Annotated in this window: 20 protein-coding genes and 4 tRNA genes; 5 read left to right on the top strand and 19 right to left on the bottom strand. The window is 49.8% G+C overall.

All coding sequences use genetic code 11. From position 1 onward, the window contains the following. Window positions 1–9: 9 nt before the first annotated feature. From ACN0R1_RS05395 to ACN0R1_RS05310, 18 genes are all read right to left on the bottom strand, one after another. On the bottom strand, window positions 10–1,635 hold the full coding sequence (locus ACN0R1_RS05395; RefSeq protein ID WP_417580694.1) for a methyl-accepting chemotaxis protein: 1,626 nt from the start codon (window positions 1,633–1,635) through the stop codon (window positions 10–12). A 140-nt stretch (window positions 1,636–1,775) separates the two neighbouring features. Beyond that, entirely contained in the window at window positions 1,776–3,014 is a 1,239-nt protein-coding gene (locus ACN0R1_RS05390; RefSeq protein ID WP_417580692.1) for a saccharopine dehydrogenase family protein, read from the bottom strand. 43 nt (window positions 3,015–3,057) lie between these two features. Beyond that, window positions 3,058–4,155, bottom strand: coding sequence for a carboxynorspermidine decarboxylase (locus ACN0R1_RS05385; protein ID WP_417580690.1), 1,098 nt, complete (start codon window positions 4,153–4,155; stop codon window positions 3,058–3,060). A 108-nt stretch (window positions 4,156–4,263) separates the two neighbouring features. Continuing rightward, window positions 4,264–4,836 (bottom strand): PH domain-containing protein, encoded by a 573-nt coding sequence (locus ACN0R1_RS05380; RefSeq protein WP_417580688.1) that lies wholly within the window; start codon window positions 4,834–4,836, stop codon window positions 4,264–4,266. Window positions 4,837–4,892: 56 nt separating this feature from the next. Further along, window positions 4,893–5,966, bottom strand: a complete 1,074-nt coding sequence (locus tag ACN0R1_RS05375; RefSeq protein ID WP_417580686.1) for a hypothetical protein — start codon at window positions 5,964–5,966, stop codon at window positions 4,893–4,895. 27 nt (window positions 5,967–5,993) lie between these two features. After that, on the bottom strand, window positions 5,994–7,223 hold the full coding sequence (locus ACN0R1_RS05370; RefSeq protein WP_417580684.1) for an FAD-dependent oxidoreductase: 1,230 nt from the start codon (window positions 7,221–7,223) through the stop codon (window positions 5,994–5,996). An 83-nt stretch (window positions 7,224–7,306) separates the two neighbouring features. Continuing rightward, on the bottom strand, window positions 7,307–8,002 hold the full coding sequence (locus ACN0R1_RS05365) for an aspartate/glutamate racemase family protein (protein WP_417580682.1): 696 nt from the start codon (window positions 8,000–8,002) through the stop codon (window positions 7,307–7,309). Continuing rightward, the gene (locus ACN0R1_RS05360; protein WP_417580680.1) at window positions 7,999–9,090 is read right to left on the bottom strand and encodes a toxic anion resistance protein; all 1,092 of its coding nucleotides are present in this window, start codon (window positions 9,088–9,090) and stop codon (window positions 7,999–8,001) included. The genes ACN0R1_RS05365 and ACN0R1_RS05360 overlap by 4 nt, the downstream gene beginning before the upstream one ends. Further along, a complete protein-coding gene (locus tag ACN0R1_RS05355) occupies window positions 9,087–10,010 on the bottom strand; it encodes a cobyrinic acid a,c-diamide synthase (protein ID WP_417580678.1) in 924 nt (307 codons plus the stop codon). Before ACN0R1_RS05355 ends, ACN0R1_RS05360 begins: the two co-directional genes overlap by 4 nt. 87 nt (window positions 10,011–10,097) lie before the next feature. Next, window positions 10,098–10,937 carry a sulfurtransferase gene (locus ACN0R1_RS05350; RefSeq protein ID WP_417580676.1) on the bottom strand — a complete coding sequence of 280 codons (840 nt, stop codon included), beginning with the start codon at window positions 10,935–10,937 and terminating at the stop codon, window positions 10,098–10,100. A 98-nt stretch (window positions 10,938–11,035) separates the two neighbouring features. After that, window positions 11,036–12,862 (bottom strand): gamma-glutamyltransferase, encoded by a 1,827-nt coding sequence (gene ggt / locus ACN0R1_RS05345; RefSeq protein ID WP_417580674.1) that lies wholly within the window; start codon window positions 12,860–12,862, stop codon window positions 11,036–11,038. Between the two features lie 119 nt (window positions 12,863–12,981). After that, window positions 12,982–14,256: an ATP-dependent Clp protease ATP-binding subunit ClpX gene (clpX, locus tag ACN0R1_RS05340; RefSeq protein ID WP_151055028.1), complete on the bottom strand. Its 1,275-nt coding sequence runs from the start codon at window positions 14,254–14,256 to the stop codon at window positions 12,982–12,984. 83 nt (window positions 14,257–14,339) lie between these two features. Next, window positions 14,340–14,975, bottom strand: a complete 636-nt coding sequence (gene clpP, locus ACN0R1_RS05335; protein ID WP_417580672.1) for an ATP-dependent Clp endopeptidase proteolytic subunit ClpP — start codon at window positions 14,973–14,975, stop codon at window positions 14,340–14,342. Window positions 14,976–15,089: 114 nt separating this feature from the next. After that, the gene (gene tig, locus ACN0R1_RS05330) at window positions 15,090–16,412 is read right to left on the bottom strand and encodes a trigger factor (protein ID WP_417580670.1); all 1,323 of its coding nucleotides are present in this window, start codon (window positions 16,410–16,412) and stop codon (window positions 15,090–15,092) included. A gap of 248 nt (window positions 16,413–16,660) precedes the next feature. Next, window positions 16,661–16,736, bottom strand: a tRNA-His gene (locus tag ACN0R1_RS05325). A 22-nt stretch (window positions 16,737–16,758) separates the two neighbouring features. Continuing rightward, window positions 16,759–16,843 (bottom strand) — tRNA-Leu (locus tag ACN0R1_RS05320). 16 nt (window positions 16,844–16,859) lie between these two features. Beyond that, window positions 16,860–16,935 (bottom strand) — tRNA-His (locus ACN0R1_RS05315). 32 nt (window positions 16,936–16,967) lie between these two features. Beyond that, a tRNA-Arg gene (locus ACN0R1_RS05310) sits at window positions 16,968–17,044 on the bottom strand. Between the two features lie 227 nt (window positions 17,045–17,271). Between ACN0R1_RS05310 and folD the strand changes: the two genes are divergently transcribed. The 5 genes from folD to ACN0R1_RS05285 all read left to right on the top strand — a co-directional run bounded on the left by folD (window position 17,272) and on the right by ACN0R1_RS05285 (window position 20,935). Beyond that, entirely contained in the window at window positions 17,272–18,126 is an 855-nt protein-coding gene (gene folD, locus ACN0R1_RS05305; protein ID WP_417580668.1) for a bifunctional methylenetetrahydrofolate dehydrogenase/methenyltetrahydrofolate cyclohydrolase FolD, read from the top strand. Between the two features lie 167 nt (window positions 18,127–18,293). Beyond that, on the top strand, window positions 18,294–19,166 hold the full coding sequence (locus ACN0R1_RS05300) for a MotA/TolQ/ExbB proton channel family protein (RefSeq protein ID WP_417580666.1): 873 nt from the start codon (window positions 18,294–18,296) through the stop codon (window positions 19,164–19,166). After that, window positions 19,156–19,557, top strand: coding sequence for an ExbD/TolR family protein (locus ACN0R1_RS05295; RefSeq protein WP_417580664.1), 402 nt, complete (start codon window positions 19,156–19,158; stop codon window positions 19,555–19,557). The genes ACN0R1_RS05300 and ACN0R1_RS05295 overlap by 11 nt, the downstream gene beginning before the upstream one ends. A gap of 2 nt (window positions 19,558–19,559) precedes the next feature. After that, window positions 19,560–19,976 (top strand): ExbD/TolR family protein, encoded by a 417-nt coding sequence (locus ACN0R1_RS05290; RefSeq protein WP_417580662.1) that lies wholly within the window; start codon window positions 19,560–19,562, stop codon window positions 19,974–19,976. Next, window positions 19,973–20,935 (top strand): energy transducer TonB, encoded by a 963-nt coding sequence (locus tag ACN0R1_RS05285; RefSeq protein ID WP_417580660.1) that lies wholly within the window; start codon window positions 19,973–19,975, stop codon window positions 20,933–20,935. Before ACN0R1_RS05290 ends, ACN0R1_RS05285 begins: the two co-directional genes overlap by 4 nt. A gap of 59 nt (window positions 20,936–20,994) precedes the next feature. On the opposite strand, the gene ACN0R1_RS05280 is transcribed toward ACN0R1_RS05285, so the two are convergent. Further along, a complete protein-coding gene (locus ACN0R1_RS05280; protein ID WP_417580658.1) occupies window positions 20,995–22,089 on the bottom strand; it encodes a CobW family GTP-binding protein in 1,095 nt (364 codons plus the stop codon). Between the last annotated feature and the right edge of the window lie 468 nt (window positions 22,090–22,557).

The raw sequence follows: 22,557 nt of genomic DNA, 5'->3' as shown, positions 1-22,557 counted from the left end.
ATCGTCAGATTAAGACTTTGTACTGGCCGCTATGTTGTCTTCCAGCTGGTTAAGCAGATCAACGATACCGGCTGATATTTCAGACACTTGATCGTAACAGTGCTCGGCAGATGCAAAGTCTCCTGCATTTTTGAAGTTAATCGCCTCGCGCACCTGCGCATGTAACTGCTCATGGGGTTTTTCGATGGCTTTTAATTCTGACAGATGACCGTATTTTTCCAGTCCGGCGGAGTAATACCACTTGCCGAAAGCACAATCATGATGAGAGACGGCTTCTTTCAAAGTCAGTGTGGCCTTACCATCCAGGAAAGAACGCAGACGGGTTTTCCAGGATAGATGGGCTGATTTGGCAGCACTGAGATCAACCCCTTTCACTAAGGTTTTAAAGCGCCCCAGCTCATCATTGAGCTGCTGAACATGCTTACTGATCTGACTGGTGGCTGAGACTGTCTGGTCGGCAAAACTGTTGGTACGACGTGCTTGCCCAGCCACCAGATTGATATTGTGGTCCATATCCTGGGCAACCTGACTCTGCTCTTCGGCAGCCGTGGCAATCTGCGTGTTCATATCAGATATTACACTGACCGAATCAACGATCTCAGCCAGTGCTTTACCGGCATTGTCGGCATTACCGACGCAATTGGCGACTTCATCATGACTGCGCTGTATCACTTTCACCGCGGATTCGGATTGTTTCTGCAGTTGATCAATAATTACCGCGATGCTTTGGGTGGACTCTTGGGTACGTAAGGCCAGCGTACGAACTTCATCAGCGACTACGGCAAAACCGCGTCCCTGATCACCGGCGCGCGCCGCTTCGATAGCTGCATTCAAGGCAAGTAAATTAGTCTGCTCGGCAATTCCCTTGATTACATCCAGGATTTGGCTAACTTTCTGGCTCCCCGCTGCAAGCTCAGCAATCACCTCGCCTGATTCAGTGACCCGATCAGCAACCAGGCGGATGCTTTCAACAGTCTGATTTAACAGGGTTTGACCACGCCCAGCAGACTTATCGGCCTGATCAGCTGACTGGGCAGCGAGCGAGGCACTCTGAGCAACTTCCTGAACTGTGGCGGCCATCTCAGTAATCGCAGCGGCCAGTTGTTCGATTTCCTGCAACTGCACACTGGTACCGCGACTGGTGTCATACAAAGTGGTCGACACCTGATCCGCCCCCGTGCTGACACGACTGGAAGTTTGTGTCACCTTATGCAATAGCTCACCAATCCCCAGAATGATTTCGTTATAGGCGTTGTAATTCTGGCCTATTTCATTGCGGGAGTTGTCTACTTCAATCGGAACAGCGAAGTTGCCATCAGCCAGAATACGTAGATGGTCGCGCAGATTTTTAACCTGGCGCATCATCACGGTCAAGCCAAACATACGACCAAAGATCACCATGACTAACACTAGCGAGGAAGAGATTATAGAGGCTTTCAACCAGTGAACCTGGGACGGATCCTGCAGGGCAAGATAGACACACAGAATACTAAAACCCGTGAATGAAAACATAACGATATAAGAAAACAGAAACTGAGAGTCCAGCGTGCGCATTCCCAAGACTGAGAGAATATTTTCAATCAACTTACCCATACGGTAGCGAAAGGAGCGCGTTTGTTCATTGTATTTAAACATAGTATATCTGTAGGCCAGAAAGTTTCAGAAGGGATATAAGGATTTTACCCTACACGATTGAATTAATACATATACTAGAGACAAATCACCCGGCAAACGCCGGGTGATTAAGGGAAAGGCACATCTATTTCAAACGCTACTCAAAATACCAGGGGTCTATCACCCTGCTCGTCCCGAATGCGACTGGGCAGTCCCATTTCGTTCAGCAGCCCAAGGAAAGGCTGAGGCGGGAGCTGCTCCACGTTGACCATGGATCCGACATCCCAATCACCCCTGGCAATCAACAGCGCGGCTGCAACAGGTGGTACACCGGCGGTGTAAGAGATGCCCTGGCTGCCCACTTCATTGTAAGCGTCTTTATGATCCGCCACATTGTAGATAAACACCTCTTTGTCCTTACCGTCTTTTTTCCCTTTGACCACATCACCTATACAGGTTTTACCTGCATAGCCCGGTGCCAGTGAGGACGGATCAGGCAATACCGCTTTGACCACTTTAAGCGGAACCACTTCCTGACCTTCAGCTGTTATCACCGGTTGCTCCGACAACAGTCCGAGATTATTCAGCACCGTGAATACATTAATGTAGTGTTCGCCAAAGCCCATCCAAAAACGCACATTCGGCACATTTAGATTTTGCGACAGTGAGTGCACTTCATCATGACCCGTCATGTAGGTGGTTTGCTCACCCACTACCGGCAGATCATCGGTGCGCTTGACCTCGAACATTTTGTTACTGGTCCATTGGCTGTTTTGCCAGGACCAGACCTGTCCGGTGAATTCACGAAAGTTGATTTCCGGATCAAAGTTGGTGGCAAAGTAACGACCATGACTACCCGCATTCACATCAAGAATATCGATCGAGTCGATGGAGTCAAAGTACTCTGATACGGCCAGTGCCGCATAAGCATTAACAACACCCGGGTCAAAGCCCACACCCAGAATAGCGGTAACCCCTTTTTCCTTACACAATTCACGACGCTTCCACTCGTAATTGTTATACCAGGGTGGCGTTTCACAGATTTTGTCTGGATCCTCATGAATCGCCGTATCCAGGTAGGCTACACCGGTATCGATGCAGGCACTGAGTACGGACATATTGATGAAGGCTGAGCCTACATTGATGACGATCTGAGAGTCGGTTTCTCTGATCAAGGCCTTGGTGGCTTCTACATCCAGTGCATTCAGTGTAAAAGCGCTCAGTTTACCTGGGACTTTCAGACTGTTTTTTTGTTTGACACTGGCAAGGATCTGTTCGCACTTAGCAACATTTCGGGATGCAATTGCAATATCACCGAGTATGTCATTATGTTGCGCACATTTATGAGCCACTACCTGGGCCACACCTCCAGCACCGATTATCAGAACGTTTTTCTTCATTTTTTTCCTCAACTCCACTTTTCACATGGGCCGAACACAAACCTCAAGAGAGGCTATGGACAAAATCGTCGAAGCTAAATTCCTTCACCAGTTCGACACGGCCATCCTCATGGCGCACTGCAATGGCAGGCATTTGCACACCATTAAACCAATTTTTCTTTACCATGGTATAACCGGCAACATCCTGAATTGACAGGCGATCACCGGCTTTCAGTTCATGATCAAAATTAAATTCACCAAAGATATCTCCAGCAAGGCATGACTTTCCACAAATCATGTAACTGTGCGGCCCCTCATTCGGTAGCATGCGCGCACTTTGCTGATAGATTAGCAGATCCAGCATGTGTGCTTCGATGGAGCTGTCCACCACGGCCAAGTGCTTGCCGTTAAACAGGGTATCCAGCACGGTGACTTCCAGCGTCGCTGTATCAGTAATTGCAGCCTCACCCGGCTCCAGGTAGACCTGTACCGCAAAGGTGTCAGCAAAGTGCTTCAGACGGGCGCAGAAAGCGTCTATCGGATAGCCCTCACCGGTAAAATGAATACCACCGCCAAGACTGACCCAGTCCACCTGATGCAATAGATGGCCAAAGTCAGTTTCTATACGGGTTAACATCTGATCAAACAGGCCAAAGTCACTGTTCTCACAGTTGTTGTGAAACATAAAGCCGGAGATGCTATCGATCACAGCTTCAATACGGATAGGATCCCACTCACCCAGGCGACTGTAAGGGCGTGCCGGATCCGCAATAATAAAGTCAGAACTGCTGACACGCGGGTTAACTCTAAGACCTCTTACAGCATTAGATGAAGCCGCAGAAAAACGTTCTAACTGACTAATAGAATTAAATATTATTTTGTCAGAGTGAGCCAGGACCTCATCGATTTCATGATCCGCATAGGCCACACTGTAGGCGTGAGTTTCACCTGGAAACTTCAGTTTCCCCAGTTTAACTTCATTCAATGACGAGGATGTGGTGCCATCCATGTAGCGGCTCATCAGATCAAACACCGACCAGGTTGCAAAGCATTTCAGTGCCAGCAAGGCTTTCGCACCTGATTGCTCGCGCACATAGGCAATTTTCTCCATGTTGCGCAACAGTTTACTTCTATCAATCAGGTAATAGGGTGTTTGGATCATGTGTAGCTATCCCCGCCTTCGCAAAGCCGTAGCTTTGCTCGGTATAAATTAAAAGGCGCGATTATAATTTAATCAAAGCGGGGGTTCGAGGAAAATAACATGAAAATTTCATGAATCCACACTGTTTTCCAGTGTAGGTATTTGACTGGATTGAGCTAACAGGCGCTTTTCAATCATTTCTTTCACTTCAATCACCCGGCTGACAGAGTGCATCACCAACTCATGACTACCCCGGCCGGCAATTTTCAGTGTTCCGTAGCCCAGCAACCGTCCAAGTAGAGACTGCTGTAAAGACACACCATCAGCTGAACGCAACAGTAGCTCGTGAGTTGACAACCCCAGCACACCGGATTTGCTCATGATGCGCACATTCGTCAGCAAGTAGCGGGTGCTTAACTGAAGCATATAGCGCCTGACACCATGAAACAGGAAATAGAGTCCGATCAACAGCAGCAAATAGCCGGTCCACTGTGCAGGCACAGCAAACACCTGATCAAAAAACTCGTTCATCATCGAACGGTAGAGTTCCACCAGTTGCCACTCATCCCAAAAAGGAACCGCCGATGTAGCACTGCGATACAGCGTATACAGCCACAACGCAATCACCAGATCCACACTCCCCCTGAGGAGATAAAGTGGATTACGGCCGATTCTCAATACCAGGTTTTCATTCGTTAACATCGGATCTCTTATTTCCTGTTACGTGATCTATAACACTTAATTTTGTATTAAGTCGCTCAGTTTACGGGTGTCAGAGTTAGCTGATAGCCACCTTCAACATCGTCATCAAAGCTACGTGCAATAACACGGTACTCACCTGCCTCCAGATAGGAGTAGATGCGTGCATTCAGATCGTCACCACCATCATCATCGCTTAAGTAAACACCATTACCTTCAAGCTCAAGATAAGTGTCTACATCGTTGGAGATCATATCAATCTGGTAGGTACCCGCTTCTGCAAGTGTTACCTGATAGACATCTTCTTTATCAGCCGTCAACCAAGCACTCACTGGCTGATCAACTTCCAAAGCACCGGCCTGAATCTGACGCTCCATATCCGCTGCATCACGAGAAATGACGGCCAGGGTAAAAAGACCTGATTCATCACTGTACGAGCTTGCCGTTAACTGATATTCGCCAGGTTCAAGGTATTCACGGATACGGGCGTTGAGGTTATCACCACCGTCATCATCTTCTGTGTGAAAACCGGCGGGTCCTCGCAATACCAGAAATGCATCCATATCATCAGACTGCATGTCGATCTGATAAAAACCACCTTCTTCGATGGTCAACACGTAGTGATTGGCATTATTTTTTTGCAGCCAACTGCTGATATCAGCAGGCACAGTCAACTGATCTGTGTCACTTAGCTCCACTTCACGCGTAATCACATCAAACGGGCCATAGCTGTTTGCATCCTGGCCACTGACAACCAGCGTATAGTCTCCAGGCTGTTCTACACGATAGCGCAACAGAGGTGCACTGGCGAGCAACTCATCCCGGTCATCATACAAGGACAATACACCATTAAGGCTGCCTCGCAGTTCTACTTCAACCAGCTTGTCGGTTGCAAGCGGCAGAAGGTAGTCACTGAAACGGCTACCATCCTTGCGGTTAAGGGCGCTCTGCGTGGTCAACTCACCGCGCAAGGGTTCACCTAACTGCAAGGTTGGTATAACGACAACAGGTGTTTCTTCCTCAATTACAGGGGCCGGAGCCGGAGTTGATGAGTTGACTTGCCAGCCAATAAATACACCTACGGCTAGGCTGCCTAAACTTGCTAAAACGAGGGGGGAACTTAACTTGCTCATAATTTATCCTTAAAGATCAGCAAAGCCTTAATGGCAGAAAGCAACAACGGCGCGAGCAGAGCTGACGGCTGACTCAAGTAAAGGAACGCCTTCATGCGCCCATGAACCACAGAAAAATACTCGGCGGTCCGGTTGCTGATGCAGTTGTTGCAATTTTTTCTGAGCCAATTCGGTACCGGCATGGACTACAGCACGCTGCAGTGGAATTTGTGCCAATACGGTCTTGGGTTCCGGATTATATAACGGATTCCATGTTTGGAACACTGGGGAAGCATCGACTAATGTGGGTTCAATTGCATTTACCCAGACGGTAAACATAGGTTTGCGTAATTGGTAATCCATTTGAAAATTCAGCGCCGTCCAGTCACTACGCCGCTCTGGCATAAAACGCTGGTCCTGATGCACCCAAAGCACCCCGGAATCAAAACGTATTGTCTGCAGTATTTCCAGTTCGGCAGCAAAAGCATGTGGATCAAGAAAATGGGTATGATTTGCCTGAGTAGCAACGATTACACGATCATACAAGCCCCCCTCGCCGCATTGAGTCTCTATGTGCACCTTATCATCCGAATAAGTCACCGAAGTTACCGAACTTCCGGCATGCAGCTCAACACCGTCAGACAAGGCCTTGACTAACGCGGTTGAGCCACCTTTAAGACGGTAAAGACTGTCATTACGCAGGATATGATCCAACAACTGCAATAACTGTAAAGCAGGCCAAGCAAGCAGGTGTTTTTCATCACAGGTACAAATAGTTGTGAGCATCGGTAATACCAGCCCACGCCAAAACTTCGGCGAGAAAGATTGCTGCTCAAGCACTTCCCCGAGAGTCGATGTTGATTTTTCTTTCTCCAGCCGACGTGTCAGTTGTGCAAGTTGCCGCAACCCCAGACCTATCTGCAGGGCATTTAAATTCAAGTAACGCCAGGAACCGATAAACGCGCGGTTTAACACCGGTATCTTACCACTGCGAAACCAGGTGCTCTGATCGAGCCAGCTACAGGAGGTGAAAGTTTCTACCGGAAAGCAATCGACACCAACCGCTTTAGCCAGCTTGATGGCACTAGGCCAGGCCTCCGGACTCATGACACGCAAGGGCACATCGATCACACCCTGCTCAAACTCCAGAGTGTGAGCGGCCATACCGAAGCTCTTCTCCGCTTCAAACACAGTCACATCATGCCCGTGCTTTTTGCAACCGTAAGCGGCTGCAAGCCCTGCCATGCCACTGCCAATCACTGCGATACGATAGGTCATTACAAATCCTTGCTAAACACTCTAGTCGCTGCCCGATTAATCCTGGTGATAAGGATAGATCTGAACGGCGTTATCAATACGCATCAGACTCGATTAAGCGCCCAGGCCACCGCCTGTTGTGCATGTATCAGCGTGGTGTCATACAAGGGTGTGAGGGTATCGGCTTGGCGTACCAGCATCCCGATTTCAGTACAACCCAAAATGACCGCTTCAGCCCCTTCCCCGGTAAGACGATTAATGATGCCCAGATAGGCCTCACGTGATGCCGACTTAATCACCCCACGACAAAGTTCCGCATAGATAATATCGTGAACACGTTGACGATCTGCCGTTCCTGGCACAACCACACTGATACCCTGCGCTTCCAGGCGCTCTCTATAGAATGACTCTTCCATGGTAAATCTAGTTCCCAATAGACCCACACGGGTTACACCGTCAGCTTTCAGGGTGGCGGCAGTTGCATCAGCAAGGTGCAAAATTGGAATGCCAACATCCTGCGCCACTCGAGGTGCAACCTTATGCATCGTATTGGTACAAATCACCAGAAAATCTGCACCACCCGCTTCCAGGCAACGGGCGGCCTCCGTCAATATTTCAGCCAGTCGATCCCAGTCACCCTGCTGTTGCAGCGCTTCAATTTCGGCAAAATCGACGCTATACAGAAGCACTCTGGCGGAATGTAAACCACCCAAAGCCTGCTTCATGCCCTCATTAACAGCCCGGTAATAAGTCTGAGTTGATTCCCAACTCATACCACCGAGCATGCCAATCATTTTCATATTGATCGCCCTTTAGTATTCAGCGCCTGCATCCGCTGGATTTGTTCCTGCATGACTGGCAGCGCTTGTTGACGGAAGTTAGACAGATCATCTAATGCGCCCTGCATCTCTTCAAAAGCCTGCTCCAACACCTGCATATCCAGTTGAGCAGAGGCAGCACGTTGCTGAATAGCAACGCCTTGTTGACGTAATGCCTGTGCCGTACCCGCAATCATTTCATTGGTGGTGTCATTAAGCGCATCGATATGATCAAGCACCAATTTCTGATTTGACAGCGCCAGTGCCACGGTAACGGCAACCCGTAATGCAGACAGCGTAACATTTAACCCACGATCAACTCCACGAATCAGCTCGCGGTTATTGCGAATAACCACTTCTACAGCCAATATCCCCTGCTGACAAACGGCCTGTTGTTGCTGTAAATCCAGGATGCGTTGGCGAAGTGGAAACAACAACTCCTCTTCAATAAACACCTTATCATTATTATTTAACTCATTGTTCTGCAGTTGATTATTAAGCTCATCATCTACCAGTTGGCCGAGCAAAGCAAAGCGTGTCAGTGATTCCAGAGCAGTACGCATATCCTGCTGATCATGACTCAGAGTAACATTATCCCGATGCAATCTATCCCGACCTGCCTCCAGACCCTGAATCAGCGAATTCAAGGTATCCTGTGCGGTTTCAAAGCGCTTGAAGTAACGCTTTACCGGTGACTGCAGCACCGAGATTCGGCTGAGAAATCGACTCATCGCCGTCGTTTCAAGCGCTTTAGGGTCAGGCTTCAATTCCTGCATTAACCTACGCAATTGGTCAAGTGACGCAACGACAACCTCACTCCCTGCTCCCTGTGCACCGAGCTGTTCCAGTGGGGTATTTAACAGATGAGTCAGTCGAGAGGCTTCTATCTGAACGTCCAGACCCAGATGATCAATCTGTTCACGCTGCCTATCAATAGCCTCATCAAGCAGAGTACTAACAAAACCCTGTGCTTCAGTTTTGAGGTCATCTGTATTGCGCTGCACAGACGACTGATCCAATTCCTGAGCTAACTGTTCCGGTGAAGCAAGTGACAAGGGCTTTTCAGTCATGATGATTTCCGTGAGTTAGGCGTATATTCATATCGAGACACACGCTGATTGAACAGTTCAAGTGCTTGCATGACTTTATCTGCGTCACTGACACCTGGATCCTGGGTTTGCAATTGCATTAACGCCATACTGGTTGTATCCAGAGCTGTTAGGGTCTTCTCATTTTCTGCCTGCAACTGTGATTGCTGCTGATAGATGTTATCCACCAACACCCAGCGTGCTTGCAGAGCATCACGTTCCGACGGGGCTGTTGCCGGATTATCAAGCTTACGACGGATGAATTCAGGATCCAGCGACAAGCACTGCTGCTGCAAATCAGCTTGATGTTGCAGCCGACGAATGACACTTTGATAGACATCCTGAATCAGGGATTGAGCCCGCTGTATCGCTAGCTCGCCCGGTTCAAAACGCTGTTCAAGCAAGCTCTGCAGTTTGATGTAACGGGTGTAGAAACGATCGGGCTGTGATGCATCCAACTGCACCTGCTTGAGTTTCCGCTTCATAGCCTGAAGCTTAGCCACAAGAGGATCGGCCTGGGCTGCAGCCGCATCCAAATCCAGACTGGTTGTTGCACGCTCCTGCTGCCAGACTTTCTGCTCAGCTTTTACCCGCTTTGCATGTTGCCGCTGCTTAAATCTTTCAATATAACCTCTTATACCACGCTCTACCGGCACCCAGACAAACAAAATACCCAACCCTGATAACCAGCCCGCGAGACTTGGACCAAAGCCCCCCCACAGGGAAGTAAGCCCAAGCAGAAAACACAAAAATGGCAACACGAAGGCATAACGCTTGATCACTCGAATACGCTCAGCCCGGCCACCGGGCAACACCAAGGCCGGGTTCAGTAAACCAGTCAATAGCCAAGGGCCACACATCAGCACCAGACCAATTGAAAAACCCTGTAGAAATGACAGCATTGCGCTTCCTTGTTTATTTAAGAACAGGGGCTGGATAGCGACAACCCCGAAATATCAACTCAATTGCCATCAACCCCGTGTACCTGTTCAGTCTATCGGAAGTTGATGACCGGCACCCCACTCACTCCACGAAGCATCATATAACGCCAGCGACTGATACCCGACCACGGCGGCAGCCAAAAGCACAATACACGCCGTAATACCTGAACCACATGAAAAAATCAGTCGATCCTCAGACTTAATGCCGGTAGCCGCAAACCTTTCGGCAAGTATTGATCGCGATGCAAACTTAAAACCCTGCATCAATTCAACAAACGGCAAATTGACTGACCCAGGTATATGACCACCTCGCAGACCTGGTCGAGGTTCGGGAGCCTGGCCATAAAAACGCGCTTCAGAACGAGCATCAACAATTCCGGTAGAGGGGGCTCCCAGTGAACTCAATAGCTGGGCACAGGAACAGACCCGCTGCGCCTGAAAAACCCCTTGAATATCGCCCGGCCTGGAAGCCTGAGCAAACTCCGACTCTGTCGCATGCCCCTGACGCTGCCACTCCGGCAAGCCACCATCAACAACATAGACCTGCTCATGCCCCATAATACGAAACATCCACCAGGCCCGCGGTGCGGCATAAATCCCCTGGTTATCATAAATCACGATAATACTGTCAGCATTAATACCCAACCTCTGTGCCTGTTGGGTAAATACCGTTTCTGACGGCAAGGTATGTGGGAGTGGACTGTCTTTGTCAATGAATCGATTTTCCAGGTCGCATTGGCGTGCCCCAGGAATACAACAGAACTGCTCGTACACCAGCGGCGCCGTGCCTACAACCTGGTTCATACTGGCATCCAGCAACAGTAGTTTTGGGTTATCCAGATTTTGGACTAGCCATTCAACAGATACCAGGGGTGAATCAGAATGCATACTTGTCTCCTATGGCTGCACAGCCAAACAACGGACATCCATTCCGATCAATCCCTTTATACTCTAAAATTATAAAATCTGTTATCCATAGAGTGCAATCAATCGCCAAGTACCACGCCTTCTCGGCGAGGGTCAGCCCCACCACTGAAACCTGTGGATGTTGCCTTAATCACCTGTAAACCACTGGTCAATTCACGTTCACTGACATCATGACCACGTGACTGCAAGGCTTCCAACAAGGCGGCAGGAAAGCGTCCCTGCTCAAGATAAACGGGGCCACCCAGGGTAATAGCATGAGGCAAACTGATGGCGGCCTGCGCATCTAACCGCCAATCCAGCATAGCAACCAGGGTTTTCGCCGTATAGTGAATAATCGCCGCGCCCCCTGGCGAGCCCAGACTGGCGATCAGCTCACCCGACTCAGCATCAAATACCAGTGTCGGGCTCATACTGGAACGTGGGCGCTTGCCAGCTTCTACCCGATTAGCAATTGGACGCCCCTGTGCATCCTGAGGCTGAAAGGAAAAATCGGTTAGTTCGTTGTTAAGCAAGTAGCCTCCAGGCAGACCGGTACCGCCATCAGCCAGAATACGTGCACCAAATGCTGACTCAATCGTCGTCGTCATCGCCAGCGCTCGCCCTTCTGTATCGACAATACTGATATGACTGGTGCCATATTCAGGCTGCTCCGGCTGCGGAGCATAGGCGGTGGTCATGACATAAGGCTCGCCCGCTTTAGCACCCCCGCTTCCCATGCTTGAATGGCCGATCAGGTCGGCACGAGATGCGAGGTAGCTTGGCTGCAACAGGTGCTGCCAACTACCACCCGGTGCCGTGACAAAATCGGGATCGGCAATATACATCGCCCGATCGGCGAAGCTCAGCCGTGAGGCCTCCAGAAACTGATGCAACCAGGCCTCTGATGGCAATCCCGTGTCATCCAGACCTGGCTGCTGAGGCAAATGCTCGAGAATCCCCAGAATCTGCATGAGCGTCAGATGCCCGGAAGACGGTGGCGGAAAACCGCAGATTCGGTAGCGCTGCCAGAGGGTGCAGATAGGCTCTCGACGCAAGGGTAAATAGGCGGCCAGGTCTTCTTCACTCAGCCTCCCAGGGTGCCTCGAATGCTGGCGCACGCGCGCAACCAGATCAGCGGCAACATCACCCTGGTAAAAAGCTTCACTGCCCTCGCTCGCTATACGTTTCAGGATACTGGCAAGTGCCGGGTTCCTTAGCAAATAGCCTACTGGGTGGGGCTCACCCTGGTCATCATAGTAAAAAGCAGCCGCCAGCGGATCCTGTTGCAAATGCTGTTCACTGCTAAGCAACTGATGCAGTCTCGGGCTAACAGCAAACCCTTGCTCCGCTAAACGAATAGCTGGCTGAAATAACACTTCCCAGTCAAGCTGACCTTGCTCACTGTGAGCCTGCTCCAGCATTTTCAACACACCTGGCACACCGACGGACAACCCACTGGCTACGGCATCCATAAACTCCAGCGGGTTGCCCTGAGCATCCAGAAACAGGGCTTCATCAACAGCCGCCGGTGCTGTTTCACGACCGTCATAGGCAAACACCTGCTGACCGTCGGCATACATCAGAAATGCGCCACCGCCTATACCACTGGATTGGGGTTCTACCAGCGTGAGCACGGCCTGTATGGCTACAGCCGCATCTATCGCCGACCCACCTGACTGTATTATCTGATAACCCGCTTCAGTCGCCAGCGGGTTGGCTGCGGCAACAGCAAAATGCCGGGTTTCAACTGGAGATTTAGTGGTAAAGCCACTAGCGCTTTCCGGTGCGATAGCCGCCGTATCCTGCACTGGCACACCGGAGGCCGCAGAAACACTGAAACTCAACATGATCAAAGCCGTACCCAGCCACTGCAAGGGACGCTCTTTACAAGAAATAGACAACCACATGGACATGCCCTCGTTAAAAAGCTTGCATCCAGTGTAACTGACCTATGGGTTGATGGGTAATCTGCAGATAAAACAAACCCGGCAACTTGGCCGGGTTTGTCAGAGAACTGGCGTCAGGATCAATTATCCGGTGACACCTTGGCATGCTCCTGGTTTTCGTAAATCAGGATTGGCTCTGAAGTGCCTTCAATCACGCCTTCATCAATAACTACCTTAGATACGTTTTTCATCGCTGGCAGTTGATACATGATATCCAGCAGCGTGGCTTCCAGAATGGAGCGCAGGCCACGGGCACCGGTACGACGTTCCAGGGCTTTTTTGGCCACTGAACGCAAGGCTTCTTTACGGAAGTCTATCTCGGCACCTTCCATCTCAAACAGAGCAGCATACTGCTTGGTTAAGCTGTTTTTAGGCTCAGTCAGAATCGAAATAAGTGCTTCCTCATCCAACTCAGACAGCGTGGCAATCATCGGCAGACGACCGACAAACTCAGGAATCAAACCAAACTTGACCAGATCTTCCGACTCAACGTTATGCAGTACTTCGGTAAGGTTTTTCTCATCCTTACTTTTCACGATAGCATTGAAGCCAATAGAACTGCGCTCACTGCGATCACGAATGATTTTTTCCAGCCCGGCAAATGCACCACCGACAATAAAGAGGATGTTGGAGGTATCTACCTGCAAAAACTCTTGCTGTGGATGCTTACGTCCACCCTGAGGGGGTACAGATGCAACCGTACCTTCGATCAGCTTCAGCAGCGCTTGCTGAACGCCTTCACCAGAAACATCACGGGTGATGGACGGATTGTCTGATTTGCGCGAAATCTTGTCGATTTCATCAATATATACAATACCTATCTGCGCCCGTTCAACATCATAATCACACTTCTGCAGCAGCTTCTGGATGATGTTTTCGACATCTTCACCGACATAACCGGCTTCAGTCAGCGTGGTCGCATCAGCAATGGTAAAGGGTACATTGAGCAAACGTGCCAGAGTCTGAGCCAGCAGCGTTTTACCACTACCGGTTGGACCGATCAGCAGAATATTACTTTTGTTAAGCTCGATTTCCGGTTTTTTCTCTTTCAGCTTCAGGCGCTTATAGTGGTTGTATACAGCAACAGCCAATACTTTCTTAGCGCGCTCCTGCCCAATCACATACTCGTCCAGAGCGTGTTTAAGCTCGGCTGGCAACGGCAGCTTTTCAGACACCTCACCTTCGACTGTATCCTGTATTTCTTCACGAATGATGTCGTTACACAGATCTACGCACTCATCACAGATAAAGACAGAAGGTCCAGCTATCAGCTTGCGTACTTCGTCCTGACTTTTACCGCAGAAGGAACAAAACAGCTTGCTGCTTTCACCTTTTCCGCTTGTCTCATCCGACATTGTGATACCTCAAAACTATTCGATTACAGCACCGGCCTTGAACCAGTGCGCTTTGCAACTCAGGCAGCGACTTAGACTGTAACTTAGGCCGTCACTACACGCTTTTCCAGTACCTGGTCTATTAAACCATAAGCCTTGGCCGTCTCTGGGTCCATAAAATTATCACGCTCAGTATCGCTCGCAATGGTTTCTATGTCCTGACCAGTATGAAGTGCCAAGTGACGGTTCAGCTTTTCACGTATTTTCAGAATTTCACGGGTATGAATTTCAATATCCGAAGCCTGCCCTTGATAGCCGCCCAAGGGCTGATGAATCATAACGCGGGCATTTGGCAGGGCAAAGCGCTTACCCGGAGCACCACCTGCTAACAGAAAAGCCCCCATGCTGGCGGCCTGACCGATACACATGGTACTGACATTCGGCTGAATAAAATTCATGGTGTCGTAAATCGCCATACCCGCTGAAACCGAACCACCCGGGGAATTGATATAAAGGTGAATATCTTTTTCAGGGTTTTCAGCTTCCAGAAACAACAACTGCGCGACGATCAGGTTGGCCATATGGTCTTCAACCTGCCCCACCAGAAAAATAACGCGCTCTTTCAGAAGACGGGAATAAATATCGTAGGCCCGCTCGCCGCGTGCACTCTGTTCGACAACCATTGGCACCAAGCCGCCGGCATTACTGATTTCACTGCGTCCGGTGAAAATCTCTGACATGTAATAATCTCCTGATAACCAGTGCAAAAATATAGCCTATATAAAGTGAAAAAACGACAGCTGGCAACCAGCTGTCGTTTTCCAGAGCAATTTCACATCCGCCGCAAGCGGTGTTTACTCTGCTGTTTCACCACGCTGCGCTGGCTTGATAGCTTCTTCGTAGCTAACCTGCTTTTCGATCACTTTAGCAGTTTCAAGCAGATGTTCAACAACCTGCTCTTCCAGAACCAATCCTTTAATCTGGTTCAGTATTTCTTGATTACCATAGTAGTAATCAATAACTTCCTGAGGATCCTGGTAGGTTTCTGCCATTTCTTCAACAGTTGCACGTACTTTATCATCAGAAGGCTCTATCTTATTGACTTTGATGAGTTCTTGCATCAGAAGACCCACAGAAACGCGGCGCTTAGCCTGGTCTGTAAACATGTCTTTAGGCAGCATGTTAGGATCGATCTTAGCATCTGGACCGCCAAACTGCTGTACAGCCTGACGACGCAACACATCAATTTCACGATCAATCAACGCAGCGGGAATATCAATCTGATTCAGTTCAGTCAGCTGAGAAAAAACCTGATCTTTCAGCTTGGTCTTAAGGGCATGCTTCAGTTCGCGTGCCATATTTTTCTTCACTTCACTGCGGAAACCATCAACGCTCGTTTCTTCAATACCGAAGCGAGCAAAGAATTCTTCATTCAGTTCAGGCAGTTTCTGTGCAGAAACACTGTTTACCTTCACTTTGAAGACAGTGGCTTTACCTTTCAGATTTTCAGCATGGTAATCTTCTGGGAAAGTGACGTTAAGCTCAGCTTCATCACCGCTGGAAACACCCACCAGACCGGTTTCAAAACCTGGAATCATGCTGCCTGAACCCAGCACAAGATCCATAGCTTCAGCTTTGCCACCGTCAAACGCTTCACCATCGATGAAGCCTTCAAAATCGATATTCAGGCGATCGCCATCAGCGGCAGCACGTTCAACGGCTTCCCAGTCGCCCTGCTGCTTACGCAGGGTGTTGATCATCTCATCCAGATCGGCGTCGGTGATATCTGCTGACAGCTTTTCAATTTCAGCGCCAGAGAAATCAGCCAGTGCGATTTCTGGATACACCTCAAAGGTTGCAACATATTGCAGATCTTCACCTTCAACGTCTTTGTTGAACTGAATATCAGGTGTACCAGCCGGCATCAGCTTTTCCTGATCAACGGCCTGATAAAAAGTTTCCTGAACAACCTGGCTGAGGACGTCGGAGCGGATGGACTTACCAAACATGCGCTTGATAACAGATGTTGGTACTTTGCCCGGACGGAAGCCATCCAGACGACGGCTGCGCGCCTGCTGCTGAACTTGCTTATTAACATCCTGATCAATACGTGCAGCCGGAACAGTAATGGTAACCTGACGCTCAAGGCCTGAAGTCGTTTCAACAGAAACTTGCATGGAATTCCTCACAAATACATTGCCGCAAAAAAAGATGGTCTGCCAGTATAATCTACCCGTCTGCAAACCTATATGCTGACCGGAAGGCTGTACGCCAAACCCGAATTCTAAAGCGCGAAATTTTCCGCGAACTCCAGCAGATAGTCAAGTCAATACGGTAATTAGACCAACAACAAATCGTTATAGATATAGGAACATAATCAACAAAAAGCAAATAGAAAGGGATATTAATGAAATGCTAGATGAAATGGGGTGGACGATGGGGCTTGAACCCACGACCGCCGGAATCACAATCCGGAGCTCTGCCAACTGAGCTACGCCCACCATAACATCACATTTTTTTGAATGGTGCGGACGGAGAGACTCGAACTCTCACACCTTACGGCACCAGAACCTAAATCTGGCGTGTCTACCAATTCCACCACGTCCGCTGATAACAAGAGAGATTGGGGTGGACGATGGGGCTTGAACCCACGACCGCCGGAATCACAATCCGGAGCTCTGCCAACTGAGCTACGCCCACCATAACATCTCTTTTTTGCTCGGTCAGGTTACTGGCGCGCCCGGCAGGACTCGAACCTGCAACCTACGGCTTAGAAGGCCGTTGCTCTATCCGATTGAGCTACGGGCGCATTTTAAGCCTGACCACTTCTGCCCAAGGCGAGTAACCCGTTTCAGAAGAGGTGCGTATCCTAAGTTAGAGATTAGAACTCGTCAAGACTAAATTTAAATTTAGCGTAAAAAGCGTTACTAGTCAGTGTGTCGTTTACACATAAGTAGAGTTCGTATTTATGCCGTGCCGCTTTTATGAGAAACTATCCTCTATTTTATGATTCAACTCTGGGGCCCTTTTCCGACAATGAGCGCGCAAATTATCGATGGTAAACAAATTGCACAACAAGTACGTCACCAGGTCAAAGCGGATATAGACAAACGCAATGCCGAAGGCAAACGTCCGCCCTGCCTTGCTGTAGTACTGGTAGGAGCAGACCCCGCCTCACACATCTACGTCAAGCATAAGAAACAGGCCTGTAAAGATGTAGGCATTGAGTCAACGGCCTACGAGTTATCCTCAGATATCACCCAACACGCACTGATCGAGCTGATTGACACGTTAAACGCCGACCCTGATACCGATGGTATTCTGGTACAACTCCCCCTGCCTGAACAGCTGGACACTACCGCCATCATTGAACGTATTCGCCCGGATAAAGACGTTGATGGCTTTCATGCTTTCAACCTGGGTCGGTTGGCACAGCGCATCCCGGCACTACGCCCCTGCACTCCTAAAGGCATCATGACGCTACTGAAATCCACTGGCGTTGACCTGTATGGGCAGGAAGCCGTTATTGTAGGCGCCTCCAATATTGTCGGGCGCCCCATGACACTTGAGTTACTACTGGCAGGTTGCACCACCACTACTACACATCGCTTTACCCGCGACCTGGAAGCCCACGTAAGACGTGCTGACATAGTCGTGGTTGGTGTTGGCAAACCCGGCATCGTCAAGGGTGACTGGATTAAGCCAGGCGCAATCGTCATCGATGTGGGTATTAACAGATTGGAAGACGGCAGTGTCGTTGGCGATGTTGAATATGCCCCGGCGGCTGAGCATGCGGCATGGATCACTCCTGTTCCTGGTGGTGTCGGTCCCATGACGGTTGCAAGCTTGATGGAAAATACGCTGGAAGCTGCTACTCAACTTAACCCTTAATTTCCTTTCATATTCTCTTGGCCGATAGCTTCCTATAGCTCTATCGGCCCTACTTCATCCCCGCTCATATTTCCTGTTATGCATAAATACCCTCACTCTGGGTTTGAAAATTGAAATGGTAACGTTTATCATTCGTATGACACTAATGACCAAGATTGCGAGTGACTATGGAAACAACAGAATTACCACTGGAAACATCTGAGACTCTGGCAACCCCGGACATGGATCCTTTGACAACGCAAATCATCGATCCCCTGACAACACCGGATCTATTGAGTGCTCCAGAGCTGCTGGATAGCACTCTGCTCCCCTCTGTGGCTGAACCCGCACCCAGTCAGCTGGATACACTCGTTAATCTTCTAGATGTAGGCGGACCCGTTGTCTGGATACTCTGTGTCTTCTCTGTATTCGCACTGACACTGATATTATTGAAATTCTGGCAACTGTCAGTCACTGGCGCAGGTGGCAAGCGAAAAACACTCAATGCACTAACGAGCTGGAACCAGGGGAAACAATCCTTAGCTATTGAGCAGTTGAATTCCAGCCGCCAGGCACTTCCTCGCCTGATCGGTACAGCCATGCGCGGGGTACATCAAAAAGGTGATACACCACAGCTACGCGAAGAACTTAGTCGATTAGCTTCTATAGAGATGGAAAACCTGCGTTCATTTCTGCGCCCGCTCGAAGTCATTGCCAACCTGAGCCCACTGCTAGGTCTTCTGGGAACGGTATTGGGTATGATCGTAGCGTTTCAGCAAATGGAACTGGCAGGCAACCAGGTCGATCCCAGCGTGCTATCTGGTGGTATCTGGCAAGCACTGCTGACCACGGCTGCTGGCCTTATTGTAGCCATTCCTGTGTTTCTGGCTCACAGCACATTGGAGCGCAAAACAGAACGTATTGCACATGATATGGAAATTCTGATTACCAGTGTTTTCACTCGCAACTGCTTAGATCCGTACATTCCCAGCACGACTCAACAGTCACAGAAATCCGGCGAAGACTGGGAAACCGCAGATGGAGCCGTTAATGCAGCTTAATCTTCAATCGGGGAAACGGCGCAAACCCTTGAGCCTGACCCCCTTGATCGATGTGGTTTTCATTCTGCTGCTATTTTTTATGCTGACATCCAGCTTTATTAAATGGCACAACATGGAACTGGCTGTTTCAGCCCCGTCACAGTCCAGCAGCCGCAGTAATGATACGCCGCCCCTACTGATCAAATTGACTGCAGAAGGAGAGCTGAGTGCACTGCAACAGACATTTACTGCAGATGAAGATGCATCGCTCAAACAGCTTCTGGCTGATCACACCGATGCCGCTGTCATTCTGTTCACTGCCGATGAGGCCGACGTGCAACAGATAGTTTCAACCCTTGACCGTCTCAAGCGCCTGGGTGCCGAGGGCGTCTCACTGAATACGGACCGTTAGTGATGAAGCTGTTCCCTGCAAAGCCGTCTAGTAGCGGTAATGAAGATAATGTCATTCCGCTGATTAACATTGTGTTTCTGATGCTGATTTTTTTTATGCTTGCCGGTCAGATTACGGCAACGGATGCTCTTCAGGTCATGCCTCCCAGTTCAGAAGTGCAGGCCCCCACCGTAACGCTCGAATATGAATTGCTGATGGATGCGGATGGTGCCCTTGCGCTCAATAATCAGTTGATTACCCCTGAAGCGCTCAGAGAGGAGCTTAGCTCTCTTGCTGAGGAAAGCACTCAGGTTCAGTTGGCTCTGAAAATTGATGCACAGGCTACCGCCTCGCGTCTTAAACCCTTACTGCAATTGCTGACTGAAACCGGCATGAAACAGATTACCCTCTATACCCGCCAGACAAGCACAGCCTCATGACTTTGACAAAACGCCACGGCATTATTGCGTTTATAATTGCGCTACTCCTGCATTTGAGCCTGGTATTGGCCTGGATACTCAACCGCGAGCCTCCTGCTGACAACGCCATACAGCCTGGGTTGGCTGGCGTGAGTGTCAGCCTTGCCGCCGCCGGTGACCTTATGGATGCCGCCGAATCAGAAGCTGCATCAGCGGCCACCACTGAAGAGCTTGAAGAGCCGTTGGAAACCCCAGATCCCCAAGCTGACACACCGGTTGAACCCGAGCCCGAGCCTATTCCGGAACCTGAACCCATTCCTGAACCCGAGCCAGAACCTATACCGGAGCCAGAACCCATTCCAGAACCTGAGCCGGAACCCATTCCTGAACCAGAACCAGAACCTGAGCCTATTCCCGAGCCTGAACCTGAGCCAGTACCTGAGCCAAAGCCAGAACCTGAGCCAGAACCAGTTCCTGAGCCAAAGCCAGAACCTGTGCCACAGCCCAGACCTCAACCGGCACCACAACCCAACCCGGTACAGGCCGATAGAGTTGCAGAGGTTGCATCGGACCAGTCAGGTGATAGTGACAAGGAGACTGACGAAAACACCAGCCAGGCGAGCACAGCCGGTGCGCATACACAAGGTAGTGATGAAGTCATAGATACAGGTGGCGATCCGGCCGCAGAAGCGAATTATTTTGTCCAGTTAAGTCATTACCTCGGACAACATAAACGCTACCCCATGGCTGCACGCCGTCAGCGCCGCGAAGGTATTGCAGAAGTAGAGTTTACGCTGAATCGAAGCGGAGAGGTGCTGAGTGCACGCCTAGTCAATACTAGCGGTCATGACATACTGGATCGCGAAGTTATGGAGATGCTGGAACGGGCTTCCCCTATGCCAGCCTTTCCATCCAGCATAAATGCCAATCAATTGGTAATCACCCTACCTGTCAGCTTCAGTTTGAGTGATCGCCGATAAACGACGGGCCAGATGCATTCATCTGGCCCTTTCACCTTTCAGACATCTAGTTAAAAACTTCAGCCCTCAATACCCGTCAAGGCCTTCAATGCCCCTTCCACTGTCTCACGCCCTATATCCCGGGTAATAAACACCAACCGGGAACGACGATCCTCACTTGGCCAGGCTGGAAGCGGAACAGGTGGATGAAAAATATGTTGTACGCCATGAATAACCAGCGGCCTGTCCTGATCCTTGATATTCAGTATGCCTTTAACCCGCAGGATGTTTTCACCCATAAAGCTCATCAGCACCTCTAGCCAGGTAGTCAATTGCTCTTCGGTTAACGGGGTCTCAATAGCAAAGCAAAACGCACGGATATGATCATCATGGCGGTTCACATCATGATGATGGTCGTGGTCGTGGTCGTGGTTATCGTGATGGTGGACACCGTGGGAAGGTGCTTTATCAGCGTGAGGTGCATCAGCAAACGCCTCTTCGCGCAACCAACGCTCGACATCAGCTGTTTTTCCAGAGGATGAGAAAAGCCCCAGATCCAGTAATTTTTCAGCCGTTGCCTCACCCTGACTCACCGACCACTGAGGTGCAGCGGGATTGATTTTACGCAGACGTTGTTGCAGTAACTGATAGTCCTGATCCGTAACCAGGTCCTGCTTTGACAGCAGCAACACATCAGCCACAGCCGCTTGCTTAACGGCTTCAGGGTGCTGATCGAGTGTATGTTGCCCGGCGCAGGCATCCACCAAGGTCACGACACCATCCAGGCGGTAACGTGACGCAATTTGCGGATGGGTCATCAAGGTATGCAAAATAGGTGCTGGATCTGCCAATCCGGTAGTTTCAATTAACACACGACTGAAATGACGCTCTCCTCCACGCGAAAAACGCCAGGTAATATCTCGCAGTGTCTTCACCAGATCACCACGAATGGTACAGCAGAGACAGCCGTTACCCATTTCCATGATTACATTCTCAGTGGAATGTGCTACCAGCATATGATCCAGCGACATCTCGCCAAACTCGTTAATGATGATCAACGCATCGGAAAACTCAGGCTGCTGCACCAGTTGGTTTAGTAAGGTGGTTTTGCCACTGCCGAGAAAGCCGGTCAGCAGGGTTACAGGTATAAGTGTTTTTTGGGGGCTGGCAGTCATAAGATGTCTCGGTTAAAAAGCGTGTCGGTTCATCAGAACATCAGGGAATACGGCGAATGTTACACTATAACAAATCACCTTTCACCTAACATGATGTGCCTAGGGTCGAGGGGTCGAGGGCTAATGGGCTAATGGGATCGGATCTGGCTGACACGCCGTGAACCCATCCCTGGGGGCTCCAGCGCGCCATCCATGGCGCACAGGGTCAGCCAAATCCGATCCCATCAGCCCTCCCAAACTTGGGTGCCAACGTAAAGTCGCTTGATATCGGTATTTTCTGAAGAATTTTGCCCCAAATATGGATGCCGCGCACTATTCTACGAGCACGTAGCTTGTCATTTATTTGGACTGGCACAGGATTTTGGGCGGGGTGGTGATATCGCTTTGGAGTGACCGTCTGGCGCCACGGATAGCGCCAGCCGAGCGGTCAGGGATGACGAAAAGCGGGTCACACCAAAGCGATATCAC

This window comes from Nitrincola sp. (assembly GCF_048264025.1).
Lineage (GTDB): Bacteria > Pseudomonadota > Gammaproteobacteria > Pseudomonadales > Balneatricaceae > Nitrincola.
The sequence above is the reverse complement of the archived record's forward strand: the minus strand, read 5'-3'. Positions and strand labels throughout refer to the sequence as shown.